The sequence below is a fragment of the Acinetobacter sp. GW821-FHT09D10 genome (genome assembly GCF_059416285.1).
Window position 1 is genome coordinate 97,145 of the sequence record NZ_JBWKOW010000004.1, and the last position, 26,481, is coordinate 123,625.

General features: G+C 38.1%; 27 protein-coding genes. 20 read left to right on the forward strand and 7 right to left on the reverse strand.

The window, feature by feature from the left end:
• Positions 1 to 3: 3 nt before the first annotated feature.
• The 8 genes from cyoC (at position 4) to alr (ending at position 5,849) form a co-directional block, all read left to right on the forward strand.
• Entirely contained in the window at positions 4 to 624 is a 621-nt protein-coding gene (cyoC, locus tag AC07M3_RS11205) for a cytochrome o ubiquinol oxidase subunit III (RefSeq protein WP_005306751.1), read from the forward strand.
• Positions 624 to 953, forward strand: a complete 330-nt coding sequence (locus AC07M3_RS11210; RefSeq protein ID WP_004643325.1) for a cytochrome o ubiquinol oxidase subunit IV — start codon at positions 624 to 626, stop codon at positions 951 to 953. The genes cyoC and AC07M3_RS11210 overlap by 1 nt, the downstream gene beginning before the upstream one ends.
• 10 nt (positions 954 to 963) lie before the next feature.
• Entirely contained in the window at positions 964 to 1,842 is an 879-nt protein-coding gene (cyoE, locus tag AC07M3_RS11215; protein WP_092706751.1) for a heme o synthase, read from the forward strand.
• 183 nt (positions 1,843 to 2,025) lie between these two features.
• Positions 2,026 to 2,409 (forward strand): 30S ribosomal protein S6, encoded by a 384-nt coding sequence (gene rpsF, locus AC07M3_RS11220; protein ID WP_003652481.1) that lies wholly within the window; start codon positions 2,026 to 2,028, stop codon positions 2,407 to 2,409.
• A gap of 11 nt (positions 2,410 to 2,420) precedes the next feature.
• Positions 2,421 to 2,648 (forward strand): 30S ribosomal protein S18, encoded by a 228-nt coding sequence (gene rpsR, locus AC07M3_RS11225; protein WP_003652483.1) that lies wholly within the window; start codon positions 2,421 to 2,423, stop codon positions 2,646 to 2,648.
• Between the two features lie 8 nt (positions 2,649 to 2,656).
• Positions 2,657 to 3,103, forward strand: coding sequence for a 50S ribosomal protein L9 (gene rplI, locus AC07M3_RS11230; protein WP_004643328.1), 447 nt, complete (start codon positions 2,657 to 2,659; stop codon positions 3,101 to 3,103).
• A gap of 197 nt (positions 3,104 to 3,300) precedes the next feature.
• Entirely contained in the window at positions 3,301 to 4,746 is a 1,446-nt protein-coding gene (gene dnaB, locus AC07M3_RS11235; RefSeq protein WP_003652486.1) for a replicative DNA helicase, read from the forward strand.
• A 32-nt stretch (positions 4,747 to 4,778) separates the two neighbouring features.
• Complete coding sequence (alr, locus tag AC07M3_RS11240; RefSeq protein WP_307008965.1) at positions 4,779 to 5,849, forward strand: alanine racemase; 1,071 nt, start codon at positions 4,779 to 4,781, stop codon at positions 5,847 to 5,849.
• Positions 5,850 to 5,908: 59 nt separating this feature from the next.
• Here the strand turns inward: alr and AC07M3_RS11245 are convergent, their stop codons facing one another.
• Genes AC07M3_RS11245 through AC07M3_RS11260 form a run of 4 tightly spaced genes read right to left on the reverse strand, consistent with a single transcriptional unit; the run spans position 5,909 to position 9,611 of the window.
• Positions 5,909 to 6,643, reverse strand: a complete 735-nt coding sequence (locus AC07M3_RS11245) for a proteasome-type protease (RefSeq protein WP_004643330.1) — start codon at positions 6,641 to 6,643, stop codon at positions 5,909 to 5,911.
• A gap of 16 nt (positions 6,644 to 6,659) precedes the next feature.
• The gene (locus AC07M3_RS11250; RefSeq protein WP_494567318.1) at positions 6,660 to 7,439 is read right to left on the reverse strand and encodes a transglutaminase family protein; all 780 of its coding nucleotides are present in this window, start codon (positions 7,437 to 7,439) and stop codon (positions 6,660 to 6,662) included.
• Between the two features lie 2 nt (positions 7,440 to 7,441).
• Positions 7,442 to 8,038, reverse strand: a complete 597-nt coding sequence (locus tag AC07M3_RS11255; RefSeq protein ID WP_494567319.1) for an alpha-E domain-containing protein — start codon at positions 8,036 to 8,038, stop codon at positions 7,442 to 7,444.
• Positions 8,039 to 8,060: 22 nt separating this feature from the next.
• Complete coding sequence (locus tag AC07M3_RS11260) at positions 8,061 to 9,611, reverse strand: circularly permuted type 2 ATP-grasp protein (protein ID WP_092706745.1); 1,551 nt, start codon at positions 9,609 to 9,611, stop codon at positions 8,061 to 8,063.
• Between the two features lie 227 nt (positions 9,612 to 9,838).
• On the opposite strand from AC07M3_RS11260, the gene AC07M3_RS11265 reads away from it, so the two are divergent.
• Entirely contained in the window at positions 9,839 to 10,846 is a 1,008-nt protein-coding gene (locus AC07M3_RS11265) for a helix-turn-helix transcriptional regulator (RefSeq protein ID WP_307008959.1), read from the forward strand.
• A gap of 376 nt (positions 10,847 to 11,222) precedes the next feature.
• Here AC07M3_RS11265 and mnmG read toward each other — a convergent pair whose 3' ends face one another.
• The gene (gene mnmG / locus AC07M3_RS11270) at positions 11,223 to 13,103 is read right to left on the reverse strand and encodes a tRNA uridine-5-carboxymethylaminomethyl(34) synthesis enzyme MnmG (protein ID WP_005046288.1); all 1,881 of its coding nucleotides are present in this window, start codon (positions 13,101 to 13,103) and stop codon (positions 11,223 to 11,225) included.
• A gap of 233 nt (positions 13,104 to 13,336) precedes the next feature.
• On the opposite strand from mnmG, the gene AC07M3_RS11275 reads away from it, so the two are divergent.
• The 11 genes from AC07M3_RS11275 to AC07M3_RS11325 all read left to right on the forward strand — a co-directional run bounded on the left by AC07M3_RS11275 (position 13,337) and on the right by AC07M3_RS11325 (position 23,868).
• The gene (locus tag AC07M3_RS11275; RefSeq protein WP_494567320.1) at positions 13,337 to 13,630 is read left to right on the forward strand and encodes a hypothetical protein; all 294 of its coding nucleotides are present in this window, start codon (positions 13,337 to 13,339) and stop codon (positions 13,628 to 13,630) included.
• 155 nt (positions 13,631 to 13,785) lie between these two features.
• On the forward strand, positions 13,786 to 14,682 hold the full coding sequence (gene prmA / locus AC07M3_RS11280; RefSeq protein WP_133746918.1) for a 50S ribosomal protein L11 methyltransferase: 897 nt from the start codon (positions 13,786 to 13,788) through the stop codon (positions 14,680 to 14,682).
• Between the two features lie 22 nt (positions 14,683 to 14,704).
• The gene (locus tag AC07M3_RS11285; RefSeq protein WP_375038065.1) at positions 14,705 to 15,550 is read left to right on the forward strand and encodes a DUF3426 domain-containing protein; all 846 of its coding nucleotides are present in this window, start codon (positions 14,705 to 14,707) and stop codon (positions 15,548 to 15,550) included.
• A 376-nt stretch (positions 15,551 to 15,926) separates the two neighbouring features.
• The gene (gene fis / locus AC07M3_RS11290) at positions 15,927 to 16,196 is read left to right on the forward strand and encodes a DNA-binding transcriptional regulator Fis (protein ID WP_001086304.1); all 270 of its coding nucleotides are present in this window, start codon (positions 15,927 to 15,929) and stop codon (positions 16,194 to 16,196) included.
• Between the two features lie 85 nt (positions 16,197 to 16,281).
• Positions 16,282 to 17,856 carry a bifunctional phosphoribosylaminoimidazolecarboxamide formyltransferase/IMP cyclohydrolase gene (gene purH, locus AC07M3_RS11295; RefSeq protein ID WP_494567321.1) on the forward strand — a complete coding sequence of 525 codons (1,575 nt, stop codon included), beginning with the start codon at positions 16,282 to 16,284 and terminating at the stop codon, positions 17,854 to 17,856.
• Positions 17,857 to 17,982: 126 nt separating this feature from the next.
• A complete protein-coding gene (gene purD, locus AC07M3_RS11300; protein ID WP_307008951.1) occupies positions 17,983 to 19,266 on the forward strand; it encodes a phosphoribosylamine--glycine ligase in 1,284 nt (427 codons plus the stop codon).
• A 489-nt stretch (positions 19,267 to 19,755) separates the two neighbouring features.
• Positions 19,756 to 20,628 carry a MetQ/NlpA family ABC transporter substrate-binding protein gene (locus AC07M3_RS11305; protein WP_494567322.1) on the forward strand — a complete coding sequence of 291 codons (873 nt, stop codon included), beginning with the start codon at positions 19,756 to 19,758 and terminating at the stop codon, positions 20,626 to 20,628.
• Positions 20,629 to 20,703: 75 nt separating this feature from the next.
• A complete protein-coding gene (locus tag AC07M3_RS11310; RefSeq protein ID WP_003652515.1) occupies positions 20,704 to 21,729 on the forward strand; it encodes a methionine ABC transporter ATP-binding protein in 1,026 nt (341 codons plus the stop codon).
• Complete coding sequence (locus tag AC07M3_RS11315) at positions 21,726 to 22,421, forward strand: methionine ABC transporter permease (protein WP_003652516.1); 696 nt, start codon at positions 21,726 to 21,728, stop codon at positions 22,419 to 22,421. The genes AC07M3_RS11310 and AC07M3_RS11315 overlap by 4 nt, the downstream gene beginning before the upstream one ends.
• Positions 22,422 to 22,579: 158 nt before the next feature.
• Positions 22,580 to 23,311: a hydroxyacylglutathione hydrolase gene (gene gloB, locus AC07M3_RS11320; protein WP_017392059.1), complete on the forward strand. Its 732-nt coding sequence runs from the start codon at positions 22,580 to 22,582 to the stop codon at positions 23,309 to 23,311.
• 353 nt (positions 23,312 to 23,664) lie between these two features.
• Positions 23,665 to 23,868 carry a hypothetical protein gene (locus AC07M3_RS11325; RefSeq protein WP_003652518.1) on the forward strand — a complete coding sequence of 68 codons (204 nt, stop codon included), beginning with the start codon at positions 23,665 to 23,667 and terminating at the stop codon, positions 23,866 to 23,868.
• 164 nt (positions 23,869 to 24,032) lie between these two features.
• Here the strand turns inward: AC07M3_RS11325 and AC07M3_RS11330 are convergent, their stop codons facing one another.
• Together AC07M3_RS11330 and AC07M3_RS11335 are read right to left on the reverse strand one after the other, a co-directional pair.
• Positions 24,033 to 25,331 carry a dicarboxylate/amino acid:cation symporter gene (locus tag AC07M3_RS11330; protein WP_003652519.1) on the reverse strand — a complete coding sequence of 433 codons (1,299 nt, stop codon included), beginning with the start codon at positions 25,329 to 25,331 and terminating at the stop codon, positions 24,033 to 24,035.
• 446 nt (positions 25,332 to 25,777) lie between these two features.
• Entirely contained in the window at positions 25,778 to 26,350 is a 573-nt protein-coding gene (locus tag AC07M3_RS11335; RefSeq protein ID WP_199989901.1) for a TetR/AcrR family transcriptional regulator, read from the reverse strand.
• Positions 26,351 to 26,481: the final 131 nt, after the last annotated feature.

Here is a 26,481-nt window from a genome sequence, read left to right on the forward strand (position 1 = left end):
GAAATGGCTGAAGTACTTCATCACGACAACCACGGCCACGATGGTCATCATGAACATGATGATACCGACTTAACGGTCTTTGGTTTCTGGACATACTTGATGAGTGACTTGATTCTTTTCGGATCACTCTTCATTGCGTTCGCTGTATTAAGCAGTCATATTCCACCAGGAACTCCAAGTGCATATGACCTGTTCCATGACTCATTAGGCTACGTGTTAACTGAAACATTTGCCTTATTGATTTCATCGGTAACTTTCGGTTTTGCTGTACTTGCATCTTATAAAAAGAATGTAAATCAAGTCATCACTTGGTTATTTATTACATTCCTTTTTGGTGCAACGTTCATTGGAATGGAACTTTATGAGTTCCATCACCTTGTCGAAGAAGGTCATGGTCCAACTCACAGTGCATTCTTATCATCGTTCTTTACTTTGGTTGGTACACACGGTATCCACGTAACTTCTGGTTTAGTGTGGATGTTGGTCTTGATGTATCAAATCAAAACTAAAGGTTTGACATTACCGAATACACGTCGTCTAGCTTGCTTAAGCTTGTTCTGGCACTTCCTTGACATCGTTTGGATCTGTGTATTCAGCGTCGTTTACTTACTGGGAGTTCTCTAATGAGTAGTCATGACCATAATGCTGCAGGTGCGTCACACGGTAACTTTAAGCAATACACTGTTGGATTTATCCTTTCTGTTATCCTCACCATCATCCCGTTCGGGATGGTGATGGCGGGTGGTTTCAGTCGTGGCATCTTAGTTACAGTAATTGCAATCGCTGCTGTTGCTCAGGTTCTTGTACAGCTTGTGTACTTCCTACACATGAATACATCATCTGAACAACGCTGGAATATGATTGCATTCATCTACACAATCTTATGTATCGCGGTACTTTTAATCGGTTCTGTGTGGATTATGAATTACCTTCACTACAACATGATGATCTAAACTGATTGACATGTTGAAAAAATATCTATTCCTGACTAAACCAGGAATTCTCTTCGGTAATTTCATTACCACCTTGGGCGGCTTTTTCTTAGCCGCCCAAGGCTCTATAGACATCTTATTATTACTACTCACCCTACTTGGAACAACTTTAGTTGTAGCTTCCGGTTGTGTTGTAAATAATGTTATAGACCAAGACATCGATATCAAAATGCAGCGTACGCAAAACCGCGCATTGGTCAAAAAAACCATCTCTCCTACTGTTGCACTTATATATGCATTTGTTCTTGGACTTATCGGTTTTAGTATTTTGTGGTTCGGTGTAAATGCTTACGCTTTTTTGTTTGCAATGATTGGTTTTATTGTCTATGTCGGTTTTTATAGTTTGTGGACAAAGCGTACCTCAATCCATCAAACCGTAATTGGTAGTATTTCCGGGGCGAGTCCTCCTGTTATTGGTTATACAGCAGTAACTCATCATTTTGATGTAGCCGCCTTACTTTTGTTTTTGGCTTATGCGCTATGGCAAATGCCACATTCATGGGCAATTGCTATTTATCGTTTTGACGATTACAAAAATGCCGGAATCCCCATTCTGCCAGTTGCACGCTCTATTTATCGCACGAAAGTAGAATGTGTCATTTATATTCTGTTGTTTGCAGCCGTATTGAATGGTTTATATTGTTTTGGCTATACCAATATATTTTTTCTAATAACCTTTAATGCACTAACAGCGTATTGGTTATATTTATCAATTATTGGATTTAAAGCTGAAAATGACCAACTTTGGGCTAAACGTTTTTTTCTCTACTCGGTCATATTAATTACCCTGTTAAGTTTGAGCTTTAGCTTTACCTATCAATCCCCTGCTCCAAATCTTCCTCTCTTTTAAATAAGGGAGGATTTTCTCTTATAGTAAAGAAGTTTTACTTTTCTCATCAAAAGATTTGTTTTTGGTCGCATTTTTACCTATAATTCAGCCTTCGCAAATTTTGCGACATAACTTATTAAGTTATGACTCCTTGCTTCTAATGTTTTATTTATTAGGGGCTGTTTAAACCGTAAGGAGCTGACAATGCGTCATTACGAAATCGTACTTTTAGTACACCCAGATCAAAGCGATCAAGTTGTAGGTATGGTTGAACGCTATATCTCTCAGATCAAAGAAGCTGAAGGTCAAATTCACCGTTTAGAAGATTGGGGCCGTCGTCAATTGGCTTACCCAATTAACAAAATTCACAAAGCACACTACATTCTTATGAATGTTGAATGTGGTCAAACTACGCTTGATGAGCTAGAAGAATTATTCCGTTATAACGACGCGATCATTCGTAACCTTATCATCCGTCGTGAACACGCAATCACTGAAGAGTCATTGCTTGCTAAAAGTGCTGAAGAAAAGCGTGCGCGTAAAGCTCAACGCGAAGAAGCACAGCAAGTTACTCACGAAGCTGAATAAGGAGAACATCAATGGCACGTTTTTACCGTCGTCGCAAGTTCTGCCGCTTTACAGCTGAGAATGTTGTGTACATCGACTACAAAGATATCGATACTTTAAAACAGTACATCACTGAAAACGGCAAGATTGTTCCTAGCCGTATCACTGGTACTAAAGCTCGTTATCAACGTCAATTAGCACTTGCTATCAAGCAAGCTCGCTACTTGTCTTTGATTGCGTACACTGACAACCATAAGTGAGGTGATCTGTGGACGTTATCTTATTACAACGCATTAAAAACCTTGGTAAATTAGGCGATAAAGTATCAGTTAAAGCTGGTTACGGCCGTAACTTCCTTATCCCTCAAGGTAAAGCAGTTGCAGCTACTGAAGCTAACACTGCTGCTTTCGAAGCTCGTCGCGCTGAACTTGAAAAGCAAGAAGCTGAAATTTTAGCTGCTGCTCAAGCACGTGCTGAACAATTGAATGAAGTTAATATCGTTATCACTGCTAAAGCTGGTGACGAAGGTAAACTCTTCGGTTCTATCGGTACTCGTGACATCGCTGACGCTTTAACGAATGCTGGTCTTGCAGTTGACCGTGCAGAAGTTCGTTTACCGAATGGCGCACTTCGTCACACTGGTGAATTCAACATCGCAATCCAATTGCATCATGATGTTGCTGCAGAAGTTCTCGTTACTATCGTATCTGAGTAATTTCTCACCAAAAAAAGAGCATGCTTTTGCATGCTCTTTTTTTATGTGCCCTACTTTTAAAATAAGATATATTAATTCCTGATCAGTTCTTTAGTTTAATTGGTTTTTTAATTAGGTAGTTTATTTAATTTTGTTTTAAGATAGTTCTCGGCCTCACAGGCTATTTGCGTACACCTTTCTTATCATCAGGTCTAATTATGTCTCAGGCGAATGCCAGTTCTTTAACCCGTTCATCTCCAACAGAAAATAAGACGAGTGAATCAGGCCAACTTAAAGAGTTTCGCACTCCCCCACACAATTTAGCCATTGAGCAAGCTGTACTTGCTGCACTAATGACAGTTGCCGAATCTTTCGAGCAAGTTAGTGATATGTTAAAAGAAAATGATTTCTATGCGACTCGCCATAAATATATTTACCGTGCAATCGAAAAACTCGCACAAGAAAATTCACCTTATGATGCGGTCTTAGTTAACGATTGGCTTTTAAAACAAAATTTACTTGATGCTATTGGTGGCGAAGAATATTTAATGCAGCTTATGGCTGACTCCCCATCAAGCTTCTATAACTTAGAAACGTATGCCACCAAAATTAAAGAGTTCTCTACGCTTCGTAGTATGATTAAAGTCAGTACTGAAATTTTACAAAATGCTTATGACACAAAAGGTCGAGGTGTTAGTGAGATTCTAGATCTAGCAGAAACCAGTATTTTCTCTTTAGCAGAACAGCACAATAACAATAAAAAAGATGCAGGTCCTAAATCTATTAGCTCTGTCACCGCTGATGTAATTAGTAAACTTGATGAACTCTCAAAACTAGATGGCAATATTACTGGTTTAACCACTGGCTTCTTAGAACTTGATAATAAAACATCTGGTATGCAAGCTGGTGACTTAATTATTGTTGCTGCACGTCCATCTATGGGTAAAACCACTTTCGCCATGAATTTGGTTGAAAGCGTTCTACAATATAACAAGCTACCCGCTCTGGTATTCTCAATGGAGATGCCAGCAGACTCAATTGCGATGCGTCTTATTTCTGCAATGGGTAAAGTTCACCAAGGACATTTACGTTCGGGGAACTTAGATGCTGATGAATGGACCAAAGTTACTGGCACCATTTTGCAGCTTCAACAAATGCATTTGTATATTGATGACTCCTCTGCCCTACCTCCAACGGAACTTCGTGCCCGTGCTCGACGCATTGCCAAAATGCATGATGGTAAAATCGGCTGTATCATGGTCGATTATTTACAGCTCATGAAAGTTCCTGGCATGGGTGATAACCGTGTGGGTGAGATTTCAGAAATTTCACGTAGCTTGAAAGCCTTAGCAAAAGAAATGCACTGCCCTGTTATCGCACTTTCCCAGCTCAACCGAAGTCTGGAAAACCGACCAAATAAGCGCCCAGTAATGTCAGACTTACGTGAATCTGGTGCGATCGAACAGGATGCCGACTTGATTATGTTTATTTACCGTGATGAGGTTTATAACAAAGAGTCGAAAGAAGCTGGTACCGCAGAGATTATTATTGGTAAACAGCGTAACGGTCCAATTGGTTCAGTTCGTCTTGCCTTTGAAGGTCAATATACTCGATTTAGTAATCTCTCTCCTGAGTATTACAGCCAATATGATGATGAAGAATAAACTCTATCTCTAGCCCAAAGGAGTAAATGAGGGTGCGCCAAGCAACAGTTTATATTGATCGCCATGCGCTTCAATATAATTTAAACCGTGTCAAACAACTCGCAGCAAATTCAAAAATTGTAAGTATGGTGAAAGCTAATGCTTACGGACATGGAATCAAAGACTGTTTAGCAGCCTTAAATGCCTCAGATGCCTTTGGTGTCGCCTGCCTACAAGAAGGTTTAGAAATTCGCGAACTTGGATTTCAACAACCTGTTACTTTAATTGAAGGGGCATTTTCTGAAGATGAAATGCCTATTGCAATTGAGCAAAAATTTGAATGTGTGATTCACCATCAACAGCAGTTTGAATGGTTAATTAAACATAAGCAAGAATACATCGCTCAAGGCCTAAAAGTCTGGATTAAGCTCAATAGCGGCATGAACCGTTTAGGATTTAAAGTTCCTGAAATTATTGAGGTCATTAAAACTTTAAAATCTGAAGGCTTTACCTGTGTACTAGCGATGCATTTCGCAAATGCAGATGTGGACCATCCCCTCAACGAGCAACAAAAACAACAATTTTTACAGGTTAAACAAGCTTGTGATCCAGTTTTAGCATCTTGCTGTAATTCTGCTGCTATTTATAAATGGCCAGAATTACATTTTGACTATGTTCGCCCGGGCATTATGCTTTACGGCGCTTCGCCTTTTGCAGATAAAACAGTACATGATCTTGACCTAAAACCAGTCATGTCCTTTACAGCAGAAGTGATTGCATTGAATCACATTCAAGCTGGAGAACATGTAGGTTATGGTTCAACCTTCTGTGCGCAACAAAAAATGGATATTGCAATAGTTTCTATTGGCTATGGTGACGGATACCCGAGAGCTTATATTAAACAAAATTATGTAGCGATTAATGGGCAATTATGTCCTGTAGTGGGCAGAGTCAGCATGGATATGCTTGCAATTGACGTTACAGCTATTCAAGTTAAATTAGGTTCTCAAGTCGAACTTTGGGGAACACACCGCTTAGTTGATGATGTCGCCGATGCAAACGGAACAATAGGATATGAATTACTCTGTCGCTTAAGTAATCGCCCTATTCGTAAAAGCAGTTAAATAATAAAATATAAAAAAATCCAAGCATGCTTGGATTTTTTTATCAGCTTTTAAAAATTTTATCGCCAGTAATCATCAGTCGGTTTTGGCAATTCTTGCAAACCACGGCGTAAAGTATCGGACCATTGTTTACTAATTTGTGAAAAATACGGATCATCTTCGGTAATTCGTTTACCCACCGGAATAATGAAACTATCTTTATTGTAAACCAATGCATCAAGCGGCAATCCAACAGAAACATTTGAGCGCAAGGTTGAATCAAAAGAAATCAGGCTACAACGTAATGCATCATCTAGCGGCATCGCATAATATAGAGCACGATCCAAAATAGGTTTTCCGTATTTGCTTTCTCCTATTTGGAAATAGGGTGTATCCGTAGTTGCACAAATAAAATTACCTTGCGGATAGATATTATAAAGCTGCATTTCACCGCCTTTAATTTGCCCACCTATTAAAATACTACACGCATAATTCATTTGTTCTTGAGTGTCTGAACTAATATCTTCTAAAACACTTTTTAAGGTTTTACCAATCAGTTCAGCCGCCTCAAACATCGTATTGACACTATATAAGTTAGGTTCTTGCTGCAATGTGAGAGCATTTTGCAAATGACCTATAACAGCTTGTGTTGTCGCCAAATTACCTGCTGTTTGTAAGGCCATGAAACGCTCTCCAGTAACGCCGAAAGTATGCAATTTTCGGAACACAGAAATATGATCAACTCCTGCATTAGTTCTCGTGTCACTAATAAACACTAAACCTTGTTCCAATCTAAGCGCACAACAATAGGTCATTTCATTCTCTTTACATTCAACATGCCAACACCTGAACCACAGACATCATGTTTTCCACCCCACCTTGCTCTCTTACACCACGAATAGGTGCCACATCAAGATAGTCACGGCCTACTGCAAGGTAGATATGATGTTTGGGTGTAAACAACTGATTGCTTACATCAAAACAATACCACTGATTTTCTAAAAATACTTCCGCCCAAGCGTGACTGGCAAGGTGCGGATAGTTTTGATCAAATAGATAACCAGAAACATAACGTGCCGGTAATTGTAGCGCACGACACATCGCAATTAAAACATGAGCATGATCTTGGCATACACCCTGCCCAGCGTGAAATGCTTCAGTTGCAGTTGTCTGAACCGAAGTACTTTCAGGCTGATAGAGTATTTTCTGCAAAATATGTTCACTTAATAATGCAATATGCTGTCGGTCTTTGACCTCCACAATATTTTTGGCAAAGTCCAACATTGCCAAATCACATCGGGTTGCACTTGTCATCTGCAAAAACAAATTTGTCGGTGTAGATAGATTTACACAACCTAGCTCTACATTTTGAAGTTCAATGATTCCTTGAGCCATAAATGTAAGATGTTGGTATTGATAACGCTGACTAGCCGTCATCCATACATTGTTAAATATGTCCCTTTTTATCGTTTTGTCACCCGGCACGCTAATCGCCCAATTCATAACATGTTGATGCGGTGATGTTTGAGGCATCATTTTAATATACTGAATACTGTTTTGAGCAGTTTCAGTATAGCTATAATGCGTTTGATGATTCACCATCAATTTCATAATCAGACCTCAAACATATTTTCCAGCTGCTGTGTAAAAGTATAATAAGCGTCCCAAGTTAGCTGATGCTTTAGTACTTGCCAATTTTGATCTATATTCTCCCAACCTAAGCTAACAAGCCGTTGCACCACAACATCTAGCTCTGACACGAGCACTGATAAATCCTGCCCAAAACGTAGTTCTATATCAAATTGCTCTATTTTTTGACCTAAATGCAGAAATAAACAAATATCTTCATTCTCCGCTTCTAATATTTGAGTACATTGTTCAACAGCTTTTCTCAAAGTCTCAGCTTGGGGGTGAAGCGTGTTAATAACATTATTTAATTCTGCATAAGCATTTGATGACAATATACCTCTTAGTGCCTGAATATTATCTTTAGCAATAACGAGCTGGTTCAGTAATGAAAATGTTTGCTTCTTGTCTAACATATAGTGATTTAGTAATTCAGCATTTTCTATGACTAAACCAAATGCTGCTGCAAATTTTGTTGCTTTCTCATCTTGCGTAAAGGGTAAATGAGAGGCAGCAAATTTAACTCGCATTAAATATCGACCCAACCAATATATTTGATGCGCACTCGAATTGAGTAAAACCATAAAGTTCCTCTTTAACCCACAATTAGGAATGTAATGTTTCGACAACCCATGTATCTTTTATGCCGCCACCTTGGGACGAATTTACGACTAAAGAGCCAGCCTGCATGGCCACTCTTGTTAAACCACCTGGCACTATTTCTGTACGATAAGGTGAACTCAATACAAATGGACGTAAGTCAATATGACGTTCAGCCACCCCAGATGTAGTTAAAGTTGGAGCAACAGATAAGGCCAAGGTAGGTTGTGCAATGTACATATGAGGTGTGGCGATCAATTTTTTTCTAAAGTCATCAATTTCACACGAACTTGCTTGAGGCCCAATTAACATGCCATACCCCCCCGACCCTTGTGCTTCTTTAACAACTAGCTGGTCCAGATTAGAAAGTACATAATCTAAATGTTCATCTTTACGGCACTGATAAGTAGGTACATTTTTTAGAATTGGTGTTTCACCCAAATAATATTGAATCATTTGATCCACATAAGGATAAATAGATTTATCATCAGCCACACCTGTTCCAGGCGCATTTGCAATAACAACATTTTTTTGCAAATAAGCAGACATAAGACCCGCCACACCTAACGCACTGTCCGGTCGAAATGCTAACGGATCCAGAAAATCATCATCTAAACGGCGATAAATTACGTCTACTTTTTGACGCCCACGAATAGTTTTAACAAAAACTTGATCATTTTCTACAAATAAATCCCGATTTGTAACCAGTGGTACATCCATTTCACGTGCTAAAAAAGCATGCTCATAATAAGCACTGTTAAAACGTCCTGGTGTTAGTACCACAATAAAAGGTCTGTCCGCAGGTGAATTCTCCTGCAATATTTCTTTTAAAAGTTTTGGATAATGCTCAATTCCCTGTAAATTATTGGTTGCACATAGCTCTGGCATCAATTCTTGGCTAATTTTTCGGCTTTCGATCATATAAGATACGCCAGAAGGTGTTCTTAAATTATCCTCCAATACAAAAAATTCTCCTTCACCATCACGGATAATATCAATTCCACTAATTTGTGAATAAATTTTACCTTTCAGAGAATGTTTAAGCATATGTGGCTGAAAAGCATCATTCCCCATAATTTGCTCTTCGGGAATGAGCTGTTCTTTCAAAATATGTTGTCCATGATAAATATCATCTAAAAAGTAATTTAAAGCTTTAACACGCTGTGCACAGCCCGAAGCTATTTTCTCCCATTGTTTTTTTTCAATCACCCTTGGAATTAAATCAAAAGGAATTGTTCGCTCTGCACCTTCTTTATCACCATATACGTTAAAAGTAATGCCGTGATAAAGAAAATGTTGCTTCGCTTGAGCATTCAATTCTTTTAATTCATCTAAAGTACGGATACTCAACCATTGCTCAATTTTTTTAGAAGCCGCACCATTTGATGTTACATCGTCAAGCATCTCATTAAAAAACTGTGATTTTAGCTGCTCAAATAGGTTGGTTTGTACGGAAATATGTTCTAAAAAAGAGGTTGGGTTAATGATCGCCTTAGTCGTCTGCTCTTGTATAAAAAAATCATTATCTATATGTAATTCATGCTCTTGTTCTGACATAACCACCTCGTCTTATCATTTATCTATATTTCATTTTTAAATAAGCAATTTCAGTGCCATTTATATATCTTTAATATTTTTACGGTGCTTTGTTATAACTTTCTTCCTCTAAATCTTAACATCGATTGTAAAAGGACCTATAAACCGAATCTGACAAACTTGCTAAATGTGTAAAGATTTTTTATTGTGTTGACACCAAAGCAGTTGGATATAGATGTATTACGCTTATGTCTGTAATAGAAAAAGAAACTTCAAATAGTTTATATCGCCAATGGCAGATTTTATCTCGCCTCCCTACCGGTAAATGGATCGGGACGCGGGAGTTACAGGAAATGCTTGAACGTGAAGGTATTGATATCAGTTTAAGGACTATTCAGCGTGATTTAAACCAAATTGCTCAGCGCTTTCCAATAGAAAGTAATAAGGCTGTACCTCAAGGCTGGCGGTGGCAATCCGACGCACCTATTCAGAGCTTACCGCACATGACTAGCTCTCAGGCAGTAACATTTATGATGGTTGAGGAGCATCTTAAACACTTACTTCCACCAAGTCTGCTTGATGAGATGGGGCCTTGGTTTGATTTGGCTAAACGCAGTCTCTCTACACAAAATAATGTTAGGCAATGGATTAACCGAGTACGCATCGTACCAGCAAGCCAACCTCTTATTCCGCCTGTAGTGGACCGAAATGCCCAACAAGCAATTTATGAAGGTCTACTCCAAGACAAACAAATAGAATGTATTTATCGGGCACGAGTAAATCAGGGCGAGGATAAAACTTATATTTTAAATCCTTTGGCTTTGGTACAAAAAGGTGCAGTAATTTATTTAATTTGCACACGACATGACAAAACTGAAGTTCAAACATTTGCCTTGCACCGTTTTAAATCAGCAAAAGTCTTAGATAGTCGAGCACTGCATCCTGTCAATTTTGATATTGATCATTATATAGATTCAGGCGCTTTAGGCTTTAGAGTGGACTACAAGCAGCCAACTGAGTCAATTCAACTCACATTAACGATGACAGAGCAAACTGCTCGAACTTTCTATGAAAGTCAGTTAAGTAAGGACCAAACTATAGTTCCACTTGAAGAAAATATTGTAGAAGTTACCGCTACCGTACCTTTTACATCTCAACTTGTGTGGTGGTTGCGTAGTTTTGGCAAGAAGTTACTGCATATCGAGCCTATACAAGTACACAATGCTGTACGAGAAATTGAATCTGAGAATAAATAGATATAAAAAAGAGAACCATAAGGTTCTCTTTAGATTTTGAATTATAATTTTCTTAATTTTATATTGGCTCTTATATTTATACTTGTTTTCAGATCAATGTGTTCTCCCCCTACAAAACTGACCTGCTCTTTCTTTTGCGCTATTTTGAACATAAGCATTGGCATGCCATTTCATCTCTATTGTAGCGAATTGATTTCATTGTCATGGTTAAAGCCCTCTTGTTTGAACGTGAATTTAATATAACTGGCTGCTTGAAATATGTGAAATAAGAAAAAAAGGAAGCGAAATCTATTTTCTTCCTTAGGAAGTTTTCATATATTTTTGAGCAGAAAATAAAAAAGCCCAGTCTTAACTGGGCTTTTTTGCATTTAAAAGATTAAGCTGTTTTCTTAATCATATTATTTTTACGAATTGTGATCATTACAAGTTGAACAGCTGCTGGTGTAACACCAGGAATACGGCTCGCTTGAGCTAATGTTTCCGGAAGAACCGTTTTTAATTTCTGGGTAATTTCACGAGATAAACCAGACACAATATCATAATTAAAATCGGTAGGAATTTTGGTCTCTTCAAGACGCTTTAACTGAGCCACATCTTCATGCTGACGGTTAATATAACCTTCGTATTTCACAGCAATTTCGATTTGCTCACCCACGTGCTCCGAAACTTCAGAACCAGTAAGTTCGGCAATTTGACCAAAGTTAATATTAGGGCGTTTAAGCAAATCAATTGCACTACATTCTTTACTTAAGTCAGCACCTGTCATCTCAACGAATTTTTTACCCATAGGGTTATTTGGTGCCGCCCACAAATGTTGTAAACGAGAAGTTTCACGCTCAACCGCTTCCATTTTTTCACAGTAAGCAGCCCAACGCACATCATCAACCAAACCAAGTTCACGACCAACAGTCGTCAAACGTTGATCCGCATTGTCTTCACGCAACATCAAACGGTATTCAGCACGTGAGGTAAACATACGGTATGGTTCTTTAGTACCTAAAGTAATGAGGTCATCAACCAATACACCCATGTAAGCTTGGTCACGCTTAGGTGTCCACTCTTCTTGTTCCCAAGCACGGCGCGCAGCGTTTAAGCCAGCAAGTAAACCTTGGGCACCTGCTTCTTCGTAACCTGTTGTACCGTTAATTTGGCCAGCAAAATACAACCCGTTAATAGCTTTAGTTTCGAGAGTGAATTTCAAAGCTTGTGGATTGAAATAATCGTATTCAATCGCATAGCCTGGACGCAAAATATGGGCATTTTCCATACCACGAATAGAACGAACCAGCTCGAACTGAACATCAAATGGAAGCGAAGTCGAAATACCATTTGGATAAAGCTCGTGTGTATCTAAACCTTCTGGTTCCAAAAATACTTGATGCGAGTCTTTATCAGCGAAACGGTGAATTTTATCTTCGATTGATGGGCAGTAACGTGGTCCTACACCTTCAATAACACCGGTATACATTGGTGAACGATCTAAACCACCACGAATAATGTCATGGGTTTTTTCATTGGTATGCGTGATATAACAATTTACTTGTTCAGGATGCATAGAAGCATCACCCATGAACGACATAACTGGCGATGGGAAGTCACCCGGCTGCGGAATCATGACTGAAAAATCAACCGAACGTGCATCAATACGTGGTGGTGTACCCGTTTTTAAACGACCCACAGGTAAATTTAATTCACGTAAACGCTGAGCAAGTGCAATTGAAGGGGGATCACCCGCACGACCACCACTTGATTTTTGTAAACCAACGTGGATTACACCACCCAAGAATGTACCCGTAGTTAACACAACAGTTTTAGCATCAAAGCGAATACCCATTTGGGTAACAACACCTTTAACCGTATCACCTTCAACAATCAGGTCATCAGCCGCTTGCTGGAAAATATCAAGATTTGCTTGATTTTCCAAAGTATCGCGGATGGCAGCTTTATAGCGAACGCGGTCAGCCTGAGCACGTGTTGCACGTACTGCCGCACCTTTACGTGAATTTAAAATACGGAACTGAATACCACCTTTATCGGCAGCTAAAGCCATTGCTCCGCCAAGCGCATCAATTTCACGTACTAAATGCGACTTACCAATACCACCGATTGCTGGGTTACAACTCATTTGACCCAAAGTCTCAATGTTATGGGTCAAAAGCAAAGTCTGTCGTCCCATACGCGCAGCAGCAAGGGCCGCTTCCGTACCTGCGTGACCGCCACCGATAACGATAACATCATAAACTTTAGGATAGTGCATGAGTACAAAAACACCAGAAAAAAAAAGACGGAACATTATATCAAAATTATCTGCTTATTGATGTACATAATTACAAAATCATCTTCACATAATTTACGGTACGCCACATGATTTGACATTTTGTTTCATGAACTCAATACAAAGTGAATGTTATTAAAATAAATTCATCTTAGAATAAAAAACGTACAGCACTTCTATAACTTTAAAATTAACGCGACAAGAAGGAATACAAAATGAAAACGACTATGTTAAAAATCTTAACCGCATCTCTACTTTGTTTTTCAGGCGTAACGTTGACCCACGCTGCGACCAATCATACTGCTAAATCGACTCATATGGCTAAATCAACCAAAACAGCTCATCATGCTGCTGAGTCAGGCAAATCAGAGATGCAAAAACAGCTGAGAGCTTGTACTAAAAAAAGTCAGGGTGAATGGGTAGCTTACAACCATAACGGCGTAATCTTTAATGGTACTTGCCAACCAAATGAAAATGGTAAGTTACAATTTAAAGCCCCTGCTCCTTAATCTGTTTCGACACGAGGTATAGAAGAAGCAATTTATTTTCCACTATACCTCCTCAGTATTTTTAAAGTCGGCCCATTAAAGATGGGCCGCTTTCTTTTTTAAAACTGTCTAGTCAGCTACAATACGCCTTTAAATAAAATTTTTAGGTCCTTTTCGTGAAGTGGTTACAAATACACATTACCGTTGATCAAGCACAAGTTGAGTTCACAGAAACACTTTTAATGTCTCTAGGTGCGGTAAGCGTAACTCTGGATGATGCTGAAGATCAGGCTTTACTTGAACCATTACCAGGTGAAACACCTTTATGGAATAAAGTGATTGTGACAGGCATTTATCAACAAGACGAACAAGACCCTATTGATGTCGACACTTTAGAAGCTTTCTTAAAAGCTCAACTTCCAGACGCTCCTATCCGTCATGAAGAACTCGAAGATCAAGTATGGGAACGCGCTTGGATGGACTATTACGAGCCAATTCAAATTGGGGAAAAGTTCTGGATCGTACCTGAATGGCTAGAGCCACCAGAAGCTGATGCAACTAATATTAAGCTAGACCCAGGTCTTGCGTTTGGTACAGGTAACCACGCAAGTACTTTCTTATGCTTACAATGGCTAGGTAAAACTGACGTTAAAGATAAGATCGTCATTGATTATGGTTGTGGTTCAGGCATTTTAGGTGTAGCCGCTTTATTATTAGGCGCTAAAAAAGTATATGCCACTGATATTGACCCTCAGGCTGTTTTAGCAACAAAACAAAATGCTGAACTTAATGGCGTATTAGATCGACTATATGTAGGCCTTCCTGAAGAATTCGATCAAGAGTTTAAACCTCAACAGGCAGATGTTTTAGTTGCAAATATTTTAGCGGGTCCATTAATGGCACTTGCGCCGGAGTTTGCAAATTTACTTAAATCTGACGGTGAGTTCGCACTTGCAGGTGTAATTGAAGAGCAAGTTGCTGATGTTTCACGTGTTTATTCTGAATTTTTTGATATATTAGATGTCGAAAAACGCGAAGAAAATTGGTGTCGCATTTCAGGAAAACGCAAATAATAAATTGAGAATATTTTAACTCATGAATGAAAAACAAACCCGCTGCCCTAAATGCTTAACAGTCTATAAAGTATCTCTTACTCAATTGACTGTTGCTCAGGGTATGGTTTGTTGCCCTAAATGTGATTCGAGCTTTAATGCACTCACCCATCTGATTAATATTGAACAGCCTGTTATGGTTAACTCATCTACATTAGTCAACGGTTCAATGCAAACTAGATATATGACACATTCTCACGTGTTAGATATCTTTGATCAAAAAGTTGAGAATTCAAATATTGATCTTTTAACCTATCTCAACAACTTAAATTATTTTCACAACGAACCTATTAACGCTCTACCCAATCTTAATTTAGCTGAACAAGCATCTTCACAAGAACAAGACAATAATAAAAAGCATAGCTGGTTGTACTACACGCTCTGGAGCTCTGCCAACCTTATTTTAATTTTAGTCTTCACTTTTCAAATTCTCTGGTTTAACCCTAAGCTCATGCATGCAAGCCCAACCGTCAGCCATGCATTTAATTATGTATGTGGAATACTGCACTGCAATAAGTCAACTGAACAATATCAACTTATTTATATAGAAAAGTTAAAACTCCGCAAAGTTGACACAAGTCATACGCAATTTTCAGGCATATTGCTTAATCAGAATGATAAAAGTGTTGAACTTCCTAATCTAAAGTTGAGTTTTGCAACAGAGTCAAAGAAAACAGAAGAAATTATATTGACGCCTCAACAATATCTTGTTGAAAACTTACGAGGTATTCAGCGCATTCCCTCAAATACCCCTTTCCGATTCCAATTTGAGCTAAACAGAAGCAAAAAAAGCCTACTAAATTATCGATTAGAAATTGTCCACCCCTAAAATGTAAAAAAAGTGAAAAAAAAATAAAAAAAAATGCAGTTAATTTGCTCACTTTTTCCTAGACAATGGTATGATACGCGCCACGAAAGCTTTGACTCATATACTCCTCGCTCTCAATCCAAAAAAAATACTGTTAAGCATGTGTGCTTTTCTACATTAAGCACATAGCCTAACTTTTTTTGTTTTTGAGGGAGCTGTAACAAATATTTAACTATTGTTACGCTTATTTTTTATTCAATACGAAGAAATATGGCAAGCTAATTGTTCTTATGTTTTAGAGTCACTGTTTTAGGATCTAAAACAGGACTCCGTATTTTTAGACCACATTTATATACTACTTTATCCAAGCTAGTATTTGATTTTCGGATTAACTCGCATGAATAGCAAATCTCCTATTTTTACTGCACAATCTGATGTTGCTCTTCGCATCCACGTGGATCGCGCAGTTCGTCATTATTTTGCACAATTGCAAGGTGAGCAGCCATCTCAGGTATATGACATGGTGCTAGCAGAAATGGAGAAACCTCTTTTATCTGTAGTTCTTGAATATACACGTGGTAATCAGACCCGTGCTGCAGAGATTCTTGGACTCAACCGTGGCACTTTACGCAAAAAGTTAAAAGCTCACGGTTTGATGAGTGAATAAATGATAAAATGCTCACGACGTCGTGGGCATTTTTTTATGCTTATTGGTTTTAATCCGTAGACTTGAAATTGTTGAATTAAACATCATGACTATTAAACGTGCTTTGATTTCTGTATCTGATAAGACAGGAATTGTCGAATTTGCTCAAAACCTTGCAGCTTTAGGGGTAGAACTATTATCTACAGGCGGCACATACAAGTTGCTTAAAGATAATAATATCGCTGTTGTTGAAGTATCTGAATATACTGGCTTCCCTGAAATGATGGATGGTCGTGTTAAGACATTACATCCAAAAATTCATGGCGGTATTCTTGCTCGTCGCGGTTTAGACGAAGCAGTAATGGAAGAACACAACATCGATCCGATTGATCTTGTTGTTGTGAACCTTTATCCATTCGCTGCAACAGTTGCAAAACCTAACTGTTCACTTGCTGATGCTATCGAAAATATCGACATCGGCGGTCCAACAATGGTTCGTGCTGCTGCTAAAAACCACGCTTCTGTCGGTATTGTGGTAAATGCTTCAGATTACGATACAGTTATTACTGAATTAAAAGCTGCTGGTTCACTTTCTTATGAAACACGCTTCGATTTAGCGGTTAAAGCATTTGAACATACAGCTCAATATGACGGCATGATCGCTTCTTACCTAGGCGCTCGCGTTGGTAAGACCGAAGGCGAAGCTGATTTATTCCCTCGTACGTTCAATACTCAATTGAACAAAGCACAAGATTTACGTTACGGTGAAAACCCACATCAATCTGCTGCATTTTACGTTGAAGAAAATGCAAAAGAAGCGTCAGTTTCTACGGCAAAACAGTTACAAGGCAAAGAATTGTCTTATAACAACATTGCAGATACAGATGCTGCACTTGAATGTGTGAAATCATTTGCAAAACCTGCTTGTGTGATTGTAAAACACGCTAATCCTTGTGGTGTTGCTGTTTCTTTAGACGGCATTAAAGCTGCTTATGATTTAGCTTATGCGACTGACCCAGAATCTGCTTTCGGCGGTATTATTGCATTTAACCGTGAGTTAGATGTTGCAACTGCTCAAGCAATTGTAGAGCGTCAATTCGTTGAAGTAATTATTGCTCCAAGTATTGCTGATGGCGTGCTTGAAGTTACTGGCGCTAAGAAAAACGTACGTGTTTTAGTTTGTGGCGAATTACCTGCGATTGACGCACGTACACCACAACTTGACTACAAACGCGTTAATGGCGGTTTATTAGTTCAAGATCAAGACTTAGGTATGATTACTAAAGATGATCTTAAAGTAGTAACCAAATGCGCACCAACTGAACAAGAAATTGATGACCTCATCTTTGCTTGGAAAGTTGCGAAATATGTAAAATCAAATGCAATTGTTTATGCGAAAAATCGCCAAACTATTGGTGTAGGTGCAGGTCAAATGAGCCGTGTTAACTCAGCTCGTATTGCTGCCATTAAAGCTGAACATGCTGGTTTGGTTGTTGAAGGCGCTGTAATGGCATCTGATGCATTCTTCCCGTTCCGTGACGGTATTGATAATGCTGCTAAAGCTGGCATTAAATGCATTATTCAACCAGGTGGCTCTATGCGTGATGAGGAAGTTATTGCAGCAGCTGATGAAGCTGGTATTGCGATGGTCTTCACTGGTATGCGCCACTTCCGCCACTAATTTAAATTTAGTCCTCCCTAACCCTCCTTTCATTCAGGAGGGTTTTCCACAATAATGGAGCTAACTCTCCACCTTGAGGGATATGAGGGGGATGAAAAAGGATTAAAGTTAAGGAACAAATTAAAAATGAATATTTTAGTTTTAGGTAGTGGTGGTCGTGAACATGCTTTAGCATGGAAAATTGCGCAAGATACCAATGTTACTCAAGTTTTGGTTGCACCAGGTAATGCTGGAACTGCAACAGAAGACAAATGTCTTAACGTTCAGCTTGATATTTTAGACAACCCAGCAATCATTGCTTTTGCTAAAGAAAATAATGTTGATCTTATTATTGTTGGTCCAGAAGCACCATTAGTTAATGGTGTGGTAGATGCTGCACGTGAAGCAGGTTTAAAAATTTGGGGACCTACTCAATATGCAGCACAGCTTGAAGGCTCAAAAGCATTTGCTAAACACTTTTTAAAGCGTCACAACATTCCTACTGCTTTCTATGACGTTTTCACTGAAGTAGATGCAGCCAAAGCTTATGTTGAAAAAAATGGTGCGCCAATTGTAATTAAAGCTGATGGCCTTGCTGCTGGTAAAGGTGTAATCGTTGCAATGACCAACGAAGAAGCTTTTGCAGCAATTGATGACATGCTTGCAGGCAACAAATTTGGTGATGCTGGTTCACGCGTTGTGATTGAACAGTTCCTTGCAGGTGAAGAAGCTTCTTTCATTTGTATGATTGATGGTAAAAATATTTTACCAATGGCAACTTCACAAGATCACAAGCGTATTTTTGAAGGCGATCAAGGTCCTAACACTGGCGGTATGGGTGCCTACTCTCCTGCTCCGGTTGTAACTTCTGACATTTTCGAACGTGTTATGTCTGAAATCATGCATCCAACCGTAGAAGGTATGGCTGCTGACGGACATGTTTACACTGGTTTTTTATATGCTGGTCTAATGATTGATGAGCAAGGTCAACCACGTGTAATCGAGTTTAATTGTCGTTTTGGTGACCCTGAAACTCAACCGATCATGATGCGTTTAAAATCATCTCTTGTTGAATTGGTAGAAGCTGGTATTGCTGGTAACTTACCAAAAGAAGCTGAATGGGATGAACGCAAGTCAATCGGTATTGTACTCGCAGCAGAAGGCTATCCAGATAGTGTACGCAAAGGCGATGTCATTTCAGGTATCGGACAATCACCTGAAGATACTAAAATTTTCCATGCAGGCACTGCAACTCGTGAAGATGGTCACATCGTGACTTCTGGTGGTCGAGTTCTTTGTGTAACAGCATTAGGCGACAGCGTTCTGGAAGCACAAATTAACGCGCTAGAAGTATGCGGACAAGTTAACTTTACGGGTATGCAATATCGTAGCGACATTGGCTACCGCGCAATTGCACGTGAAAAAGCTTAAAAATTCCACAAGTTTAAAGCTTTAATGAAAAGCCTCTATATAGAGGCTTTTCTATCATGTGCCACAATATAAGCAAATCGTATAAATCTTTATTATATTTCTAAAGATATCAACAAATAGAAAAGAAGCCCCCTATATCAAGCACACTTTTATTGATATGATTAGCATAACGTTGGAACTGTCAATAAACACTGCTGTTTTAATAATTTTCATAGCGACTTGCTCTACACATTATGACTGTAGAGAGTTTTTAATGTTCTAAGTTTATGAACACTCGTTTGGCTAATGTTTGGGGATTAACTGTTTGGGGAAACAGTTTTTGTTTATAAAACAATTACCCTCTCTTACCGCCAAAATATGCAAGCAAATTATGAAACCCCACCAAAAGATACCAGAGTTTAAACCAGTTGTAATTCCAACTCCTCCCATTTCATATAGATATAGATCAATACTTATTTTTCTATATCTCCTCAATCAGGACTTTTTTAAATGAAAAAGCTGATCAGCCTTTTTTTAAGTATGTCAGTAGTACTATTGGCAGCATGTGGTAAACAAGAAAGTGCTCCACAAACAAACCAAAACAATGATAGCTCCCAAGTACAAACGGTAGTAATTGCCTCTACAGGTTCAGATGCTGATATTTGGCGTTATATCGCAACTTTGCCTGAAACCCAAGCTGCTGGCTTAAAGTTAGAAGTGAAAAACTTCACAGACTATGTTTCTATGAATGCTGCCATTGCAAACAAAGAAGTAGATCTGAACGCTTTCCAATCTTATGCTTATCTTGTTGCATTTAATAAATCAAACCAAGATAAAATTGCACCGGTTTCTACCACATATCTTGAGCCAATGGGTATCTATTCGAGTAAACACAAAAAAGTTGATGAGCTCGCAGAGGGTGCAATTATTGCAATCCCAAATGATGCTGCCAACGAAGCTCGTGCTTTACTTTTATTACAAACAGCTGGCTTAATCAAACTTAAAGCTGATTTTAACCCATCTCAAGGCAGTCCAAATGATATCATCGAAAATAGTAAAAAGATCGATATCAAACCAATCCAAATGGCAACTGCATTACGTATTAAAGACGAAGTTGATGCCGTTGTATTAGGCAACACCTTAGCAATGGAAGGTGGTTTGAACGTACTCAAAGATTCTATTTTCTATGAGCCTGTTGATCAAAGCACACGACTTAATGTCAACGTTCTTGCAACTGCTGATTCACGTAAAAATGATGCTGTTTTGCAAAAAGTTGGACAGCTATATCACAGTGCAGCAGCTAAAAAGTATGTAACAGAGCGTTTTGGTGGAACAAAAGTTGACGTAGATCAACCAATCAGCTATCTCTCAGAAGCTAAATAGTAATATAATAGCGGAAACGTGAAACAGGCAAATTCTCTTTGCCTGTTTTTTCTTTCCAGCATAGCTTCTGACGATATGATTCAATTTAAAAACATTTCAAAGCACTATCAGCTCAAAAGTCAAACCATACGCGCACTCGACCAAATCAATTTAGAGATTCCAGAGGGCAGTATTTTTGGCATCATTGGCTATAGTGGTGCAGGTAAAAGTACCTTAATCCGCCTGATCAACCTACTTGAGCGACCAACAGAAGGTCAAATCATTATTAATCAGAAAGATTTCACCGCTTTGGATGCACGCTCATTACGTCAGGAACGTGCAAGTATTGGCATGATTTTTCAGCACTTCAATCTGCTACAAACCAAGACGGTTGCTGAAAATATCGAAATGCCAATGCGACTACTGAATTACAATAAAGTAGAACGTGAAAAGCGCTTAAATGAGTTGTTGGAGTTCATTGATCTTAAGCATAAAAAAGATGCTTATCCAGATGAACTTTCTGGCGGACAAAAGCAACGTGTCGGTATTGCCCGTGCTTTGGCAAATCATCCAAAGATTCTTTTATGTGATGAAGCAACATCTGCCCTAGACCCGCAAACAACCAAGTCAGTTTTAGAACTACTCAAGAAAATTAATCAAGAGCAAAAAATCACGATTGTGATGGTGACCCATGAAATGGATGTCATTGAAACTATTTGTGATCATGTGGCTGTGATGGAAGCAGGTAAAGTCATTGAACAAGGTTCAACGATTGATATCTTTAGTAAACCTCAACATCCAACCACTAAAAACTTCATTCAAACTGTTTTGCATCAGCAGTTGCCTGTGAATATTTTAAATCAGCTCGAAAACCAGCATCATCATAGTATTTACTGTTTACAGTTTTTAGGGCGTTCTGCTCAAGAACCTGTAATTCAGTCACTGATTAAAAAATTCGATATTAGCTTAAATATTTTATTTGCCAACATGACTGAAATTAATGGCACAGTCATTGGTCAAATGTTTGTGCAGCTTTTAGGTGATCCTCAGCTAATTAAACAAGCTATTGAGTTTTTGGAACAAAATGAAGTAGGTGTAGTTCAATCAGGAGATCAAGTATGAGAGATTTAATCGTACAGTGGTTAACTGAACTTACTCAACCTTTCTGGCACAGTTCCCTTTCTATTGATCAGTTCGTAACAGCTTTGCAAGAAACCTTTCATATGGTTTTCTTCGCACTTTTGTTTGGCGGAATTTGGGGATTTATTCAGGGAATTATTTTATTAGTTACCCGTCCAGAAGGCATTTTACCCAATAAAGTGATTTATCATTTACTTAATCCAATTGTAAATGCTTTACGCTCTCTTCCTTTTATTATTTTACTTATTGCAGTGATTCCTCTTACTAAGTTATTAGTAGGTACTTCAATTGGTACGTGGGCAGCTATTGTTCCGTTGACTATTTATGTTGGCCCTTATATGGGACGTCTGATTGAAACTTCATTGCTTGAAGTAAATGAAGGAATTATTGAATCTGCTCAAGCGATGGGTGCTACACCTTGGCAAATTATCTCTCGCTTTATTTTACCTGAAGCACGCAGCTCACTCATTTTAAACCTTACCACAGCGACAATTAGTCTTATTGGTGCAACCGCCATGGCTGGCGCAGTTGGTGCAGGAGGTATTGGTGATTTAGCGATTTCGTATGGTTATCAACGTTTTGATACTAGCGTTGTGATTTTAACAGTCATTATCCTATTGCTATTAGTACAGATTGTACAAACGCTAGGAAACTGGCTCGCCAAGCTCCGTTAAATCATCCATACAAAAAAGCTCTCGTTTAGGGGGCTTTTTTTGTTTTATATCACCCTGTTCTTAAAGACAGTTGAGAGCATGGCTCAATACCATTTTCTGGTATGATCAGAATTAGTCATTATTCATTTACTCTTTGGATTTAGTTTCAGGATAAAACAATGCGTTATAGAATTCATTTTATTGATGTGCAGAATGCCCTCCAAAACTATATCTGGATTTTAGAAGATACTGAAACCCAAGAAGCTGTTGCAGTCGACCCAACAGAAGCAGAACTGGTAACTCAATTTTGTCAGAACCATCAGTTAAATTTAAAACAAATCTGGCTTACTCATTGGCATAAAGACCATATTGGGGGCGTTGCTGATTTAACGGCTGCCCAAAATATTACTGTGTATGGCCCACGCGATGAGCTCACAAAAATTCCGGGAATTACTCACCCCTTACAACATGACGATCATCTAAAATTTAATGATTTAAAAGTAGAGATTATTGCAACCCCAGGTCATACCCTAGGGCATATTGTCTATTTTATTGAAGAATTAGAAGCTGTATTTTGCGGCGATACCTTATTTGCGATGGGATGTGGTCGATTGTTTGAAGGTACGGCTGAACAAATGTATCACTCATTGAGTCGTTTAGCAGCATTACCAACCCATACAAAAGTATATTGCACACATGAATACACGCTTTCAAATGCCGAATTTGCCTTAACGGTAGAACCGCATAACCATGCCTTATCAGAACGAGCTGAAGAAGTCCGTGAGCTACGTAAACAAGGATTAATCACCCTACCAAGCACGATTGAACTTGAATTAGCAACTAACCCCTTTCTTCGCGCAGAAAGTGTTGAAGACTTCGCCCACCTGCGTGCTCTTAAAGATAATTTCTAAAATTAAGCTTTCAGAAGATACAGGTTCATTTTTAAGAACTGTATCTTTTTGCTTATTACCTGTTGCCTGTAATTATTTTTTACATTTGCTCTGTTTTTATTTGCTCATTATTTTAAAAATATCATTGAATTTATAATTTTTAAAAACCATCACACAAACAGCTCTTTAAATAAAAAGTTATTATTTTTTAGTTACATAACAGACTCATAATTTCATAAAAATGAAATCTTTTATTTCTTTATCTTACTTTTTTACAAGTTGCAAAATAAAAAAAAGTTTTTCCCCTTTAAAAAATCTAATTAAAACCCTATTAATAAATAAGATGTAATGCCACGGATAGAAGGAGTTCTCACGTGAAAAAGGTTGTTAAAGCTAAAAATTTGATTGCGTTTCGTATTTGGTTAGAAAAGTTAGGGTATTCAGTTAAAAATCTTGCTGACGGGAAAGGTTTTACTTTTAGTTTTAAAAAAGAATATGGTTTGGTGACCTGTGAGTTAGCAGGTAATTCATTAGCTATGCAATTAGGTGAAGAGTTTGAGGATCACTTAAAAGCATAATTTTTCACGACTCGATTTTAATTACAGTAATGTCTTTGTTGAAAGACAAGTAATGTTGCAGAACTTTAGAATGGCTTAATTAAAAATATATTTTTAGTTATTAAAAAAATCTGTAGCAGGGCTACTCTCCCAAATTGCCCTTAGCTACAGATTTTTTTGTAAGGTTAATCTGCTTTAGGGTTCTTTAATGCTTTATCAAGAAGATCTTTATCTAAAGCCTTATCCCAACGTGCCACAACAATTGTTGCACATGCATTACCCACTAGATTTGTTAAAGCACGGCACTCAGACATAAAGCGGTCAATACCAAGAATTAAAGCCATACCCGCGACAGGAACAGCTGGTACAACCGATAAAGTTGCAGCTAGAGTAATAAAGCCTGCACCAGTCACCCCTGCTGCCCCTTTAGAACTTACCATTGCGACTAAAAGCAATGCAATTTGCTCACTAATTGATAAATCTACATTACAAGCTTGCGCAATAAACAGAGCCGCCATAGTCATATAGATATTCGTACCATCAAGGTTAAATGAATAACCTGTTGGAATGACCAAACCTACAACTGATTTTTCACAACCTGCTTTTTGCATTTTGTCCATTAAAGATGGCAAAGCTGCTTCAGAAGAACTTGTTCCTAAAACCAACCAAAGTTCATCTTTGATATAACGAATTAAATGAATAATTGAAAAACCGTTATAACGAGCTACTGCACCTAAAATTACTAGAATAAATAACACAGCAGTAATGTAGAACGTCATGATTAACAGTAATAAATTACCAATTGATTCGATTCCATACGCACCGATCGTAAAAGCCATTGCACCAAAAGCACCGATTGGGGCAAGCTTCATTAACATACCAACCAAGTAGAAAACTGGAGCTGTTAAGTTATTTAAGAAATCGGTAATTGGACGTGCTCGGTCACCCAAAGCAGCCAAAGAAATACCAAATAGCACCGCTACAAATAACACCTGTAAAATCTCGCCACCAGCCAGAGGACTGACCAATGTTTGCGGGATAATATTCATGAAGAAGTCGGTAATATTTGTTGCATGCGCCTTTTCAACATAAGTATTTACTTTGTCGTTGACTAAGGTAGCTGGATCAATGTTAAGGCCTTTACCCGGTTGGATAATATTTGCCACAATCATACCAACCACAAGTGCCAAGCTTGAGAAGGTAAGGAAATAAAGCATAGCTTTACCAGTTACACGGCCGACTCGGCTCATGTTTGTCATACTGGCAATGCCTGTAACAACAGTTAAAAAGATGACGGGAGCGATAATCATTTTAACGATCTTGATGAATGCATCACCAAGTGGTTTTAAACTTTCGCCAAGTTCTGGGTAAAAATGACCAATTAAAATGCCCAAAATAATTGCAAAAATGACCTGTACATACAAAATTTGGTGAAATTTCTGTTTTTTCTGTACTGCTTCTTGGTCAAGGGTATTGAAATCCATTATCTAAATACCTTTTCGATGGGGATAAAAAAATAAAATATAAAGCAAGCACCACAAGCTGCTTTAACAAGGAAAAGCCATTGTAAAGAATAAAAAACACCCTGTGTCATAAATTTAAAAAATGTTAAATTCAAAAATCATGCGTTAAATTGTATAGAATACATTTTATTCTTAGGCTTTAAATATCGTAAAAATAGTTAATTTTTCAAATAAGTTATTGTTTTTATTAAAATTTTACACCATAAATAGTGATAAAACCCACCATGCATACTCTTTTATCCACCTCAAGCCAACCATTTATTAAATAAATGATTTTATATAAAACATATAAATTATAAATTATGAAAATTTATTTTAAAAATAATAAGAAAAACTGATATATAATTTCTTAATAAGAAAACACGTCTATTTCTTGTTAAATATTTAGACTAATAGGCCGCTATAAATTAATTAAAATTGGGATGAGCCTTAAATAACCGCTCTAATAAAATATGGACATAGTCTAAGCATAAGGTGCGGTCAGTGAATAAGATTCTAAACAGCATTGGAGCAATAACGGCTTCGATAATTTCTTGATTCGATATGGTTGGTTGATGACGTAGTCTTGCTCGAGCTTGAATAATATCGAGTTGCTGAATAATTAAGGTTTCGCATTGTCGGGCATTTGAAGATTCAACTGCATATAAAACATCACGGAGTAAGACCTGTCCCACTTCAGAAGAGTACTCTTCAAAATACTGTTCGACCCATGCGGTAACATCAAGTTGAAATGAACCTAAATCTTTTGGCTCCATATCGGGTTTGAGTTCATTTAAAGCAACGTCTGAAAATAACTGATTAATGTCTCCCCAACGGCGATAAATTGTTGAAGGTGTTACTCCAGCTTGTTGGGCAATCAGAGGGATGGTGATTTGACCTTGCTCGAATGTTTTTTGAAGCTCTTTTACTGCTTGATGTACCGCAGTTTGAATTCTTTCACTACGGCCGCCCGGTCGTAACCCAGTAACAACTTTTGCCATTAATCAGCTCTACTTCAATAAAAAACAATTAAAATATTATTTGCATATACAAAATACACTAAAGCCAAGGATTTGCTTTAGTGTAAAAATAATGTATAAAAGCTAAATATTCGCTTTTATGTTATTCATCT

What these genes read in the sequence shown, in the direction of transcription:
- AC07M3_RS11255 (WP_494567319.1), bottom strand. Translation starts at nt 8,038, where the DNA reads ATGGTTTTACTCAATTCGAGTGCGCATCAAATATATTGGTTGGGTCGA.
- AC07M3_RS11250 (WP_494567318.1), bottom strand. Translation starts at nt 7,439, where the DNA reads ATGAAATTGATGGTGAATCATCAAACGCATTATAGCTATACTGAAACT.
- AC07M3_RS11210 (WP_004643325.1), top strand. Translation starts at nt 624, where the DNA reads ATGAGTAGTCATGACCATAATGCTGCAGGTGCGTCACACGGTAACTTT.
- mnmG (WP_005046288.1), bottom strand. Translation starts at nt 13,103, where the DNA reads ATGCACTATCCTAAAGTTTATGATGTTATCGTTATCGGTGGCGGTCAC.
- AC07M3_RS11275 (WP_494567320.1), top strand. Translation starts at nt 13,337, where the DNA reads ATGAAAACGACTATGTTAAAAATCTTAACCGCATCTCTACTTTGTTTT.
- AC07M3_RS11260 (WP_092706745.1), bottom strand. Translation starts at nt 9,611, where the DNA reads ATGTCAGAACAAGAGCATGAATTACATATAGATAATGATTTTTTTATA.
- AC07M3_RS11315 (WP_003652516.1), top strand. Translation starts at nt 21,726, where the DNA reads ATGAGAGATTTAATCGTACAGTGGTTAACTGAACTTACTCAACCTTTC.
- AC07M3_RS11245 (WP_004643330.1), bottom strand. Translation starts at nt 6,643, where the DNA reads ATGACCTATTGTTGTGCGCTTAGATTGGAACAAGGTTTAGTGTTTATT.
- AC07M3_RS11285 (WP_375038065.1), top strand. Translation starts at nt 14,705, where the DNA reads ATGAATGAAAAACAAACCCGCTGCCCTAAATGCTTAACAGTCTATAAA.
- purD (WP_307008951.1), top strand. Translation starts at nt 17,983, where the DNA reads ATGAATATTTTAGTTTTAGGTAGTGGTGGTCGTGAACATGCTTTAGCA.
- AC07M3_RS11265 (WP_307008959.1), top strand. Translation starts at nt 9,839, where the DNA reads ATGTCTGTAATAGAAAAAGAAACTTCAAATAGTTTATATCGCCAATGG.
- cyoE (WP_092706751.1), top strand. Translation starts at nt 964, where the DNA reads ATGTTGAAAAAATATCTATTCCTGACTAAACCAGGAATTCTCTTCGGT.
- AC07M3_RS11310 (WP_003652515.1), top strand. Translation starts at nt 20,704, where the DNA reads ATGATTCAATTTAAAAACATTTCAAAGCACTATCAGCTCAAAAGTCAA.
- gloB (WP_017392059.1), top strand. Translation starts at nt 22,580, where the DNA reads ATGCGTTATAGAATTCATTTTATTGATGTGCAGAATGCCCTCCAAAAC.
- fis (WP_001086304.1), top strand. Translation starts at nt 15,927, where the DNA reads ATGAATAGCAAATCTCCTATTTTTACTGCACAATCTGATGTTGCTCTT.
- AC07M3_RS11335 (WP_199989901.1), bottom strand. Translation starts at nt 26,350, where the DNA reads ATGGCAAAAGTTGTTACTGGGTTACGACCGGGCGGCCGTAGTGAAAGA.
- cyoC (WP_005306751.1), top strand. Translation starts at nt 4, where the DNA reads ATGGCTGAAGTACTTCATCACGACAACCACGGCCACGATGGTCATCAT.
- AC07M3_RS11305 (WP_494567322.1), top strand. Translation starts at nt 19,756, where the DNA reads ATGAAAAAGCTGATCAGCCTTTTTTTAAGTATGTCAGTAGTACTATTG.
- purH (WP_494567321.1), top strand. Translation starts at nt 16,282, where the DNA reads ATGACTATTAAACGTGCTTTGATTTCTGTATCTGATAAGACAGGAATT.
- rpsF (WP_003652481.1), top strand. Translation starts at nt 2,026, where the DNA reads ATGCGTCATTACGAAATCGTACTTTTAGTACACCCAGATCAAAGCGAT.
- AC07M3_RS11330 (WP_003652519.1), bottom strand. Translation starts at nt 25,331, where the DNA reads ATGGATTTCAATACCCTTGACCAAGAAGCAGTACAGAAAAAACAGAAA.
- dnaB (WP_003652486.1), top strand. Translation starts at nt 3,301, where the DNA reads ATGTCTCAGGCGAATGCCAGTTCTTTAACCCGTTCATCTCCAACAGAA.
- rpsR (WP_003652483.1), top strand. Translation starts at nt 2,421, where the DNA reads ATGGCACGTTTTTACCGTCGTCGCAAGTTCTGCCGCTTTACAGCTGAG.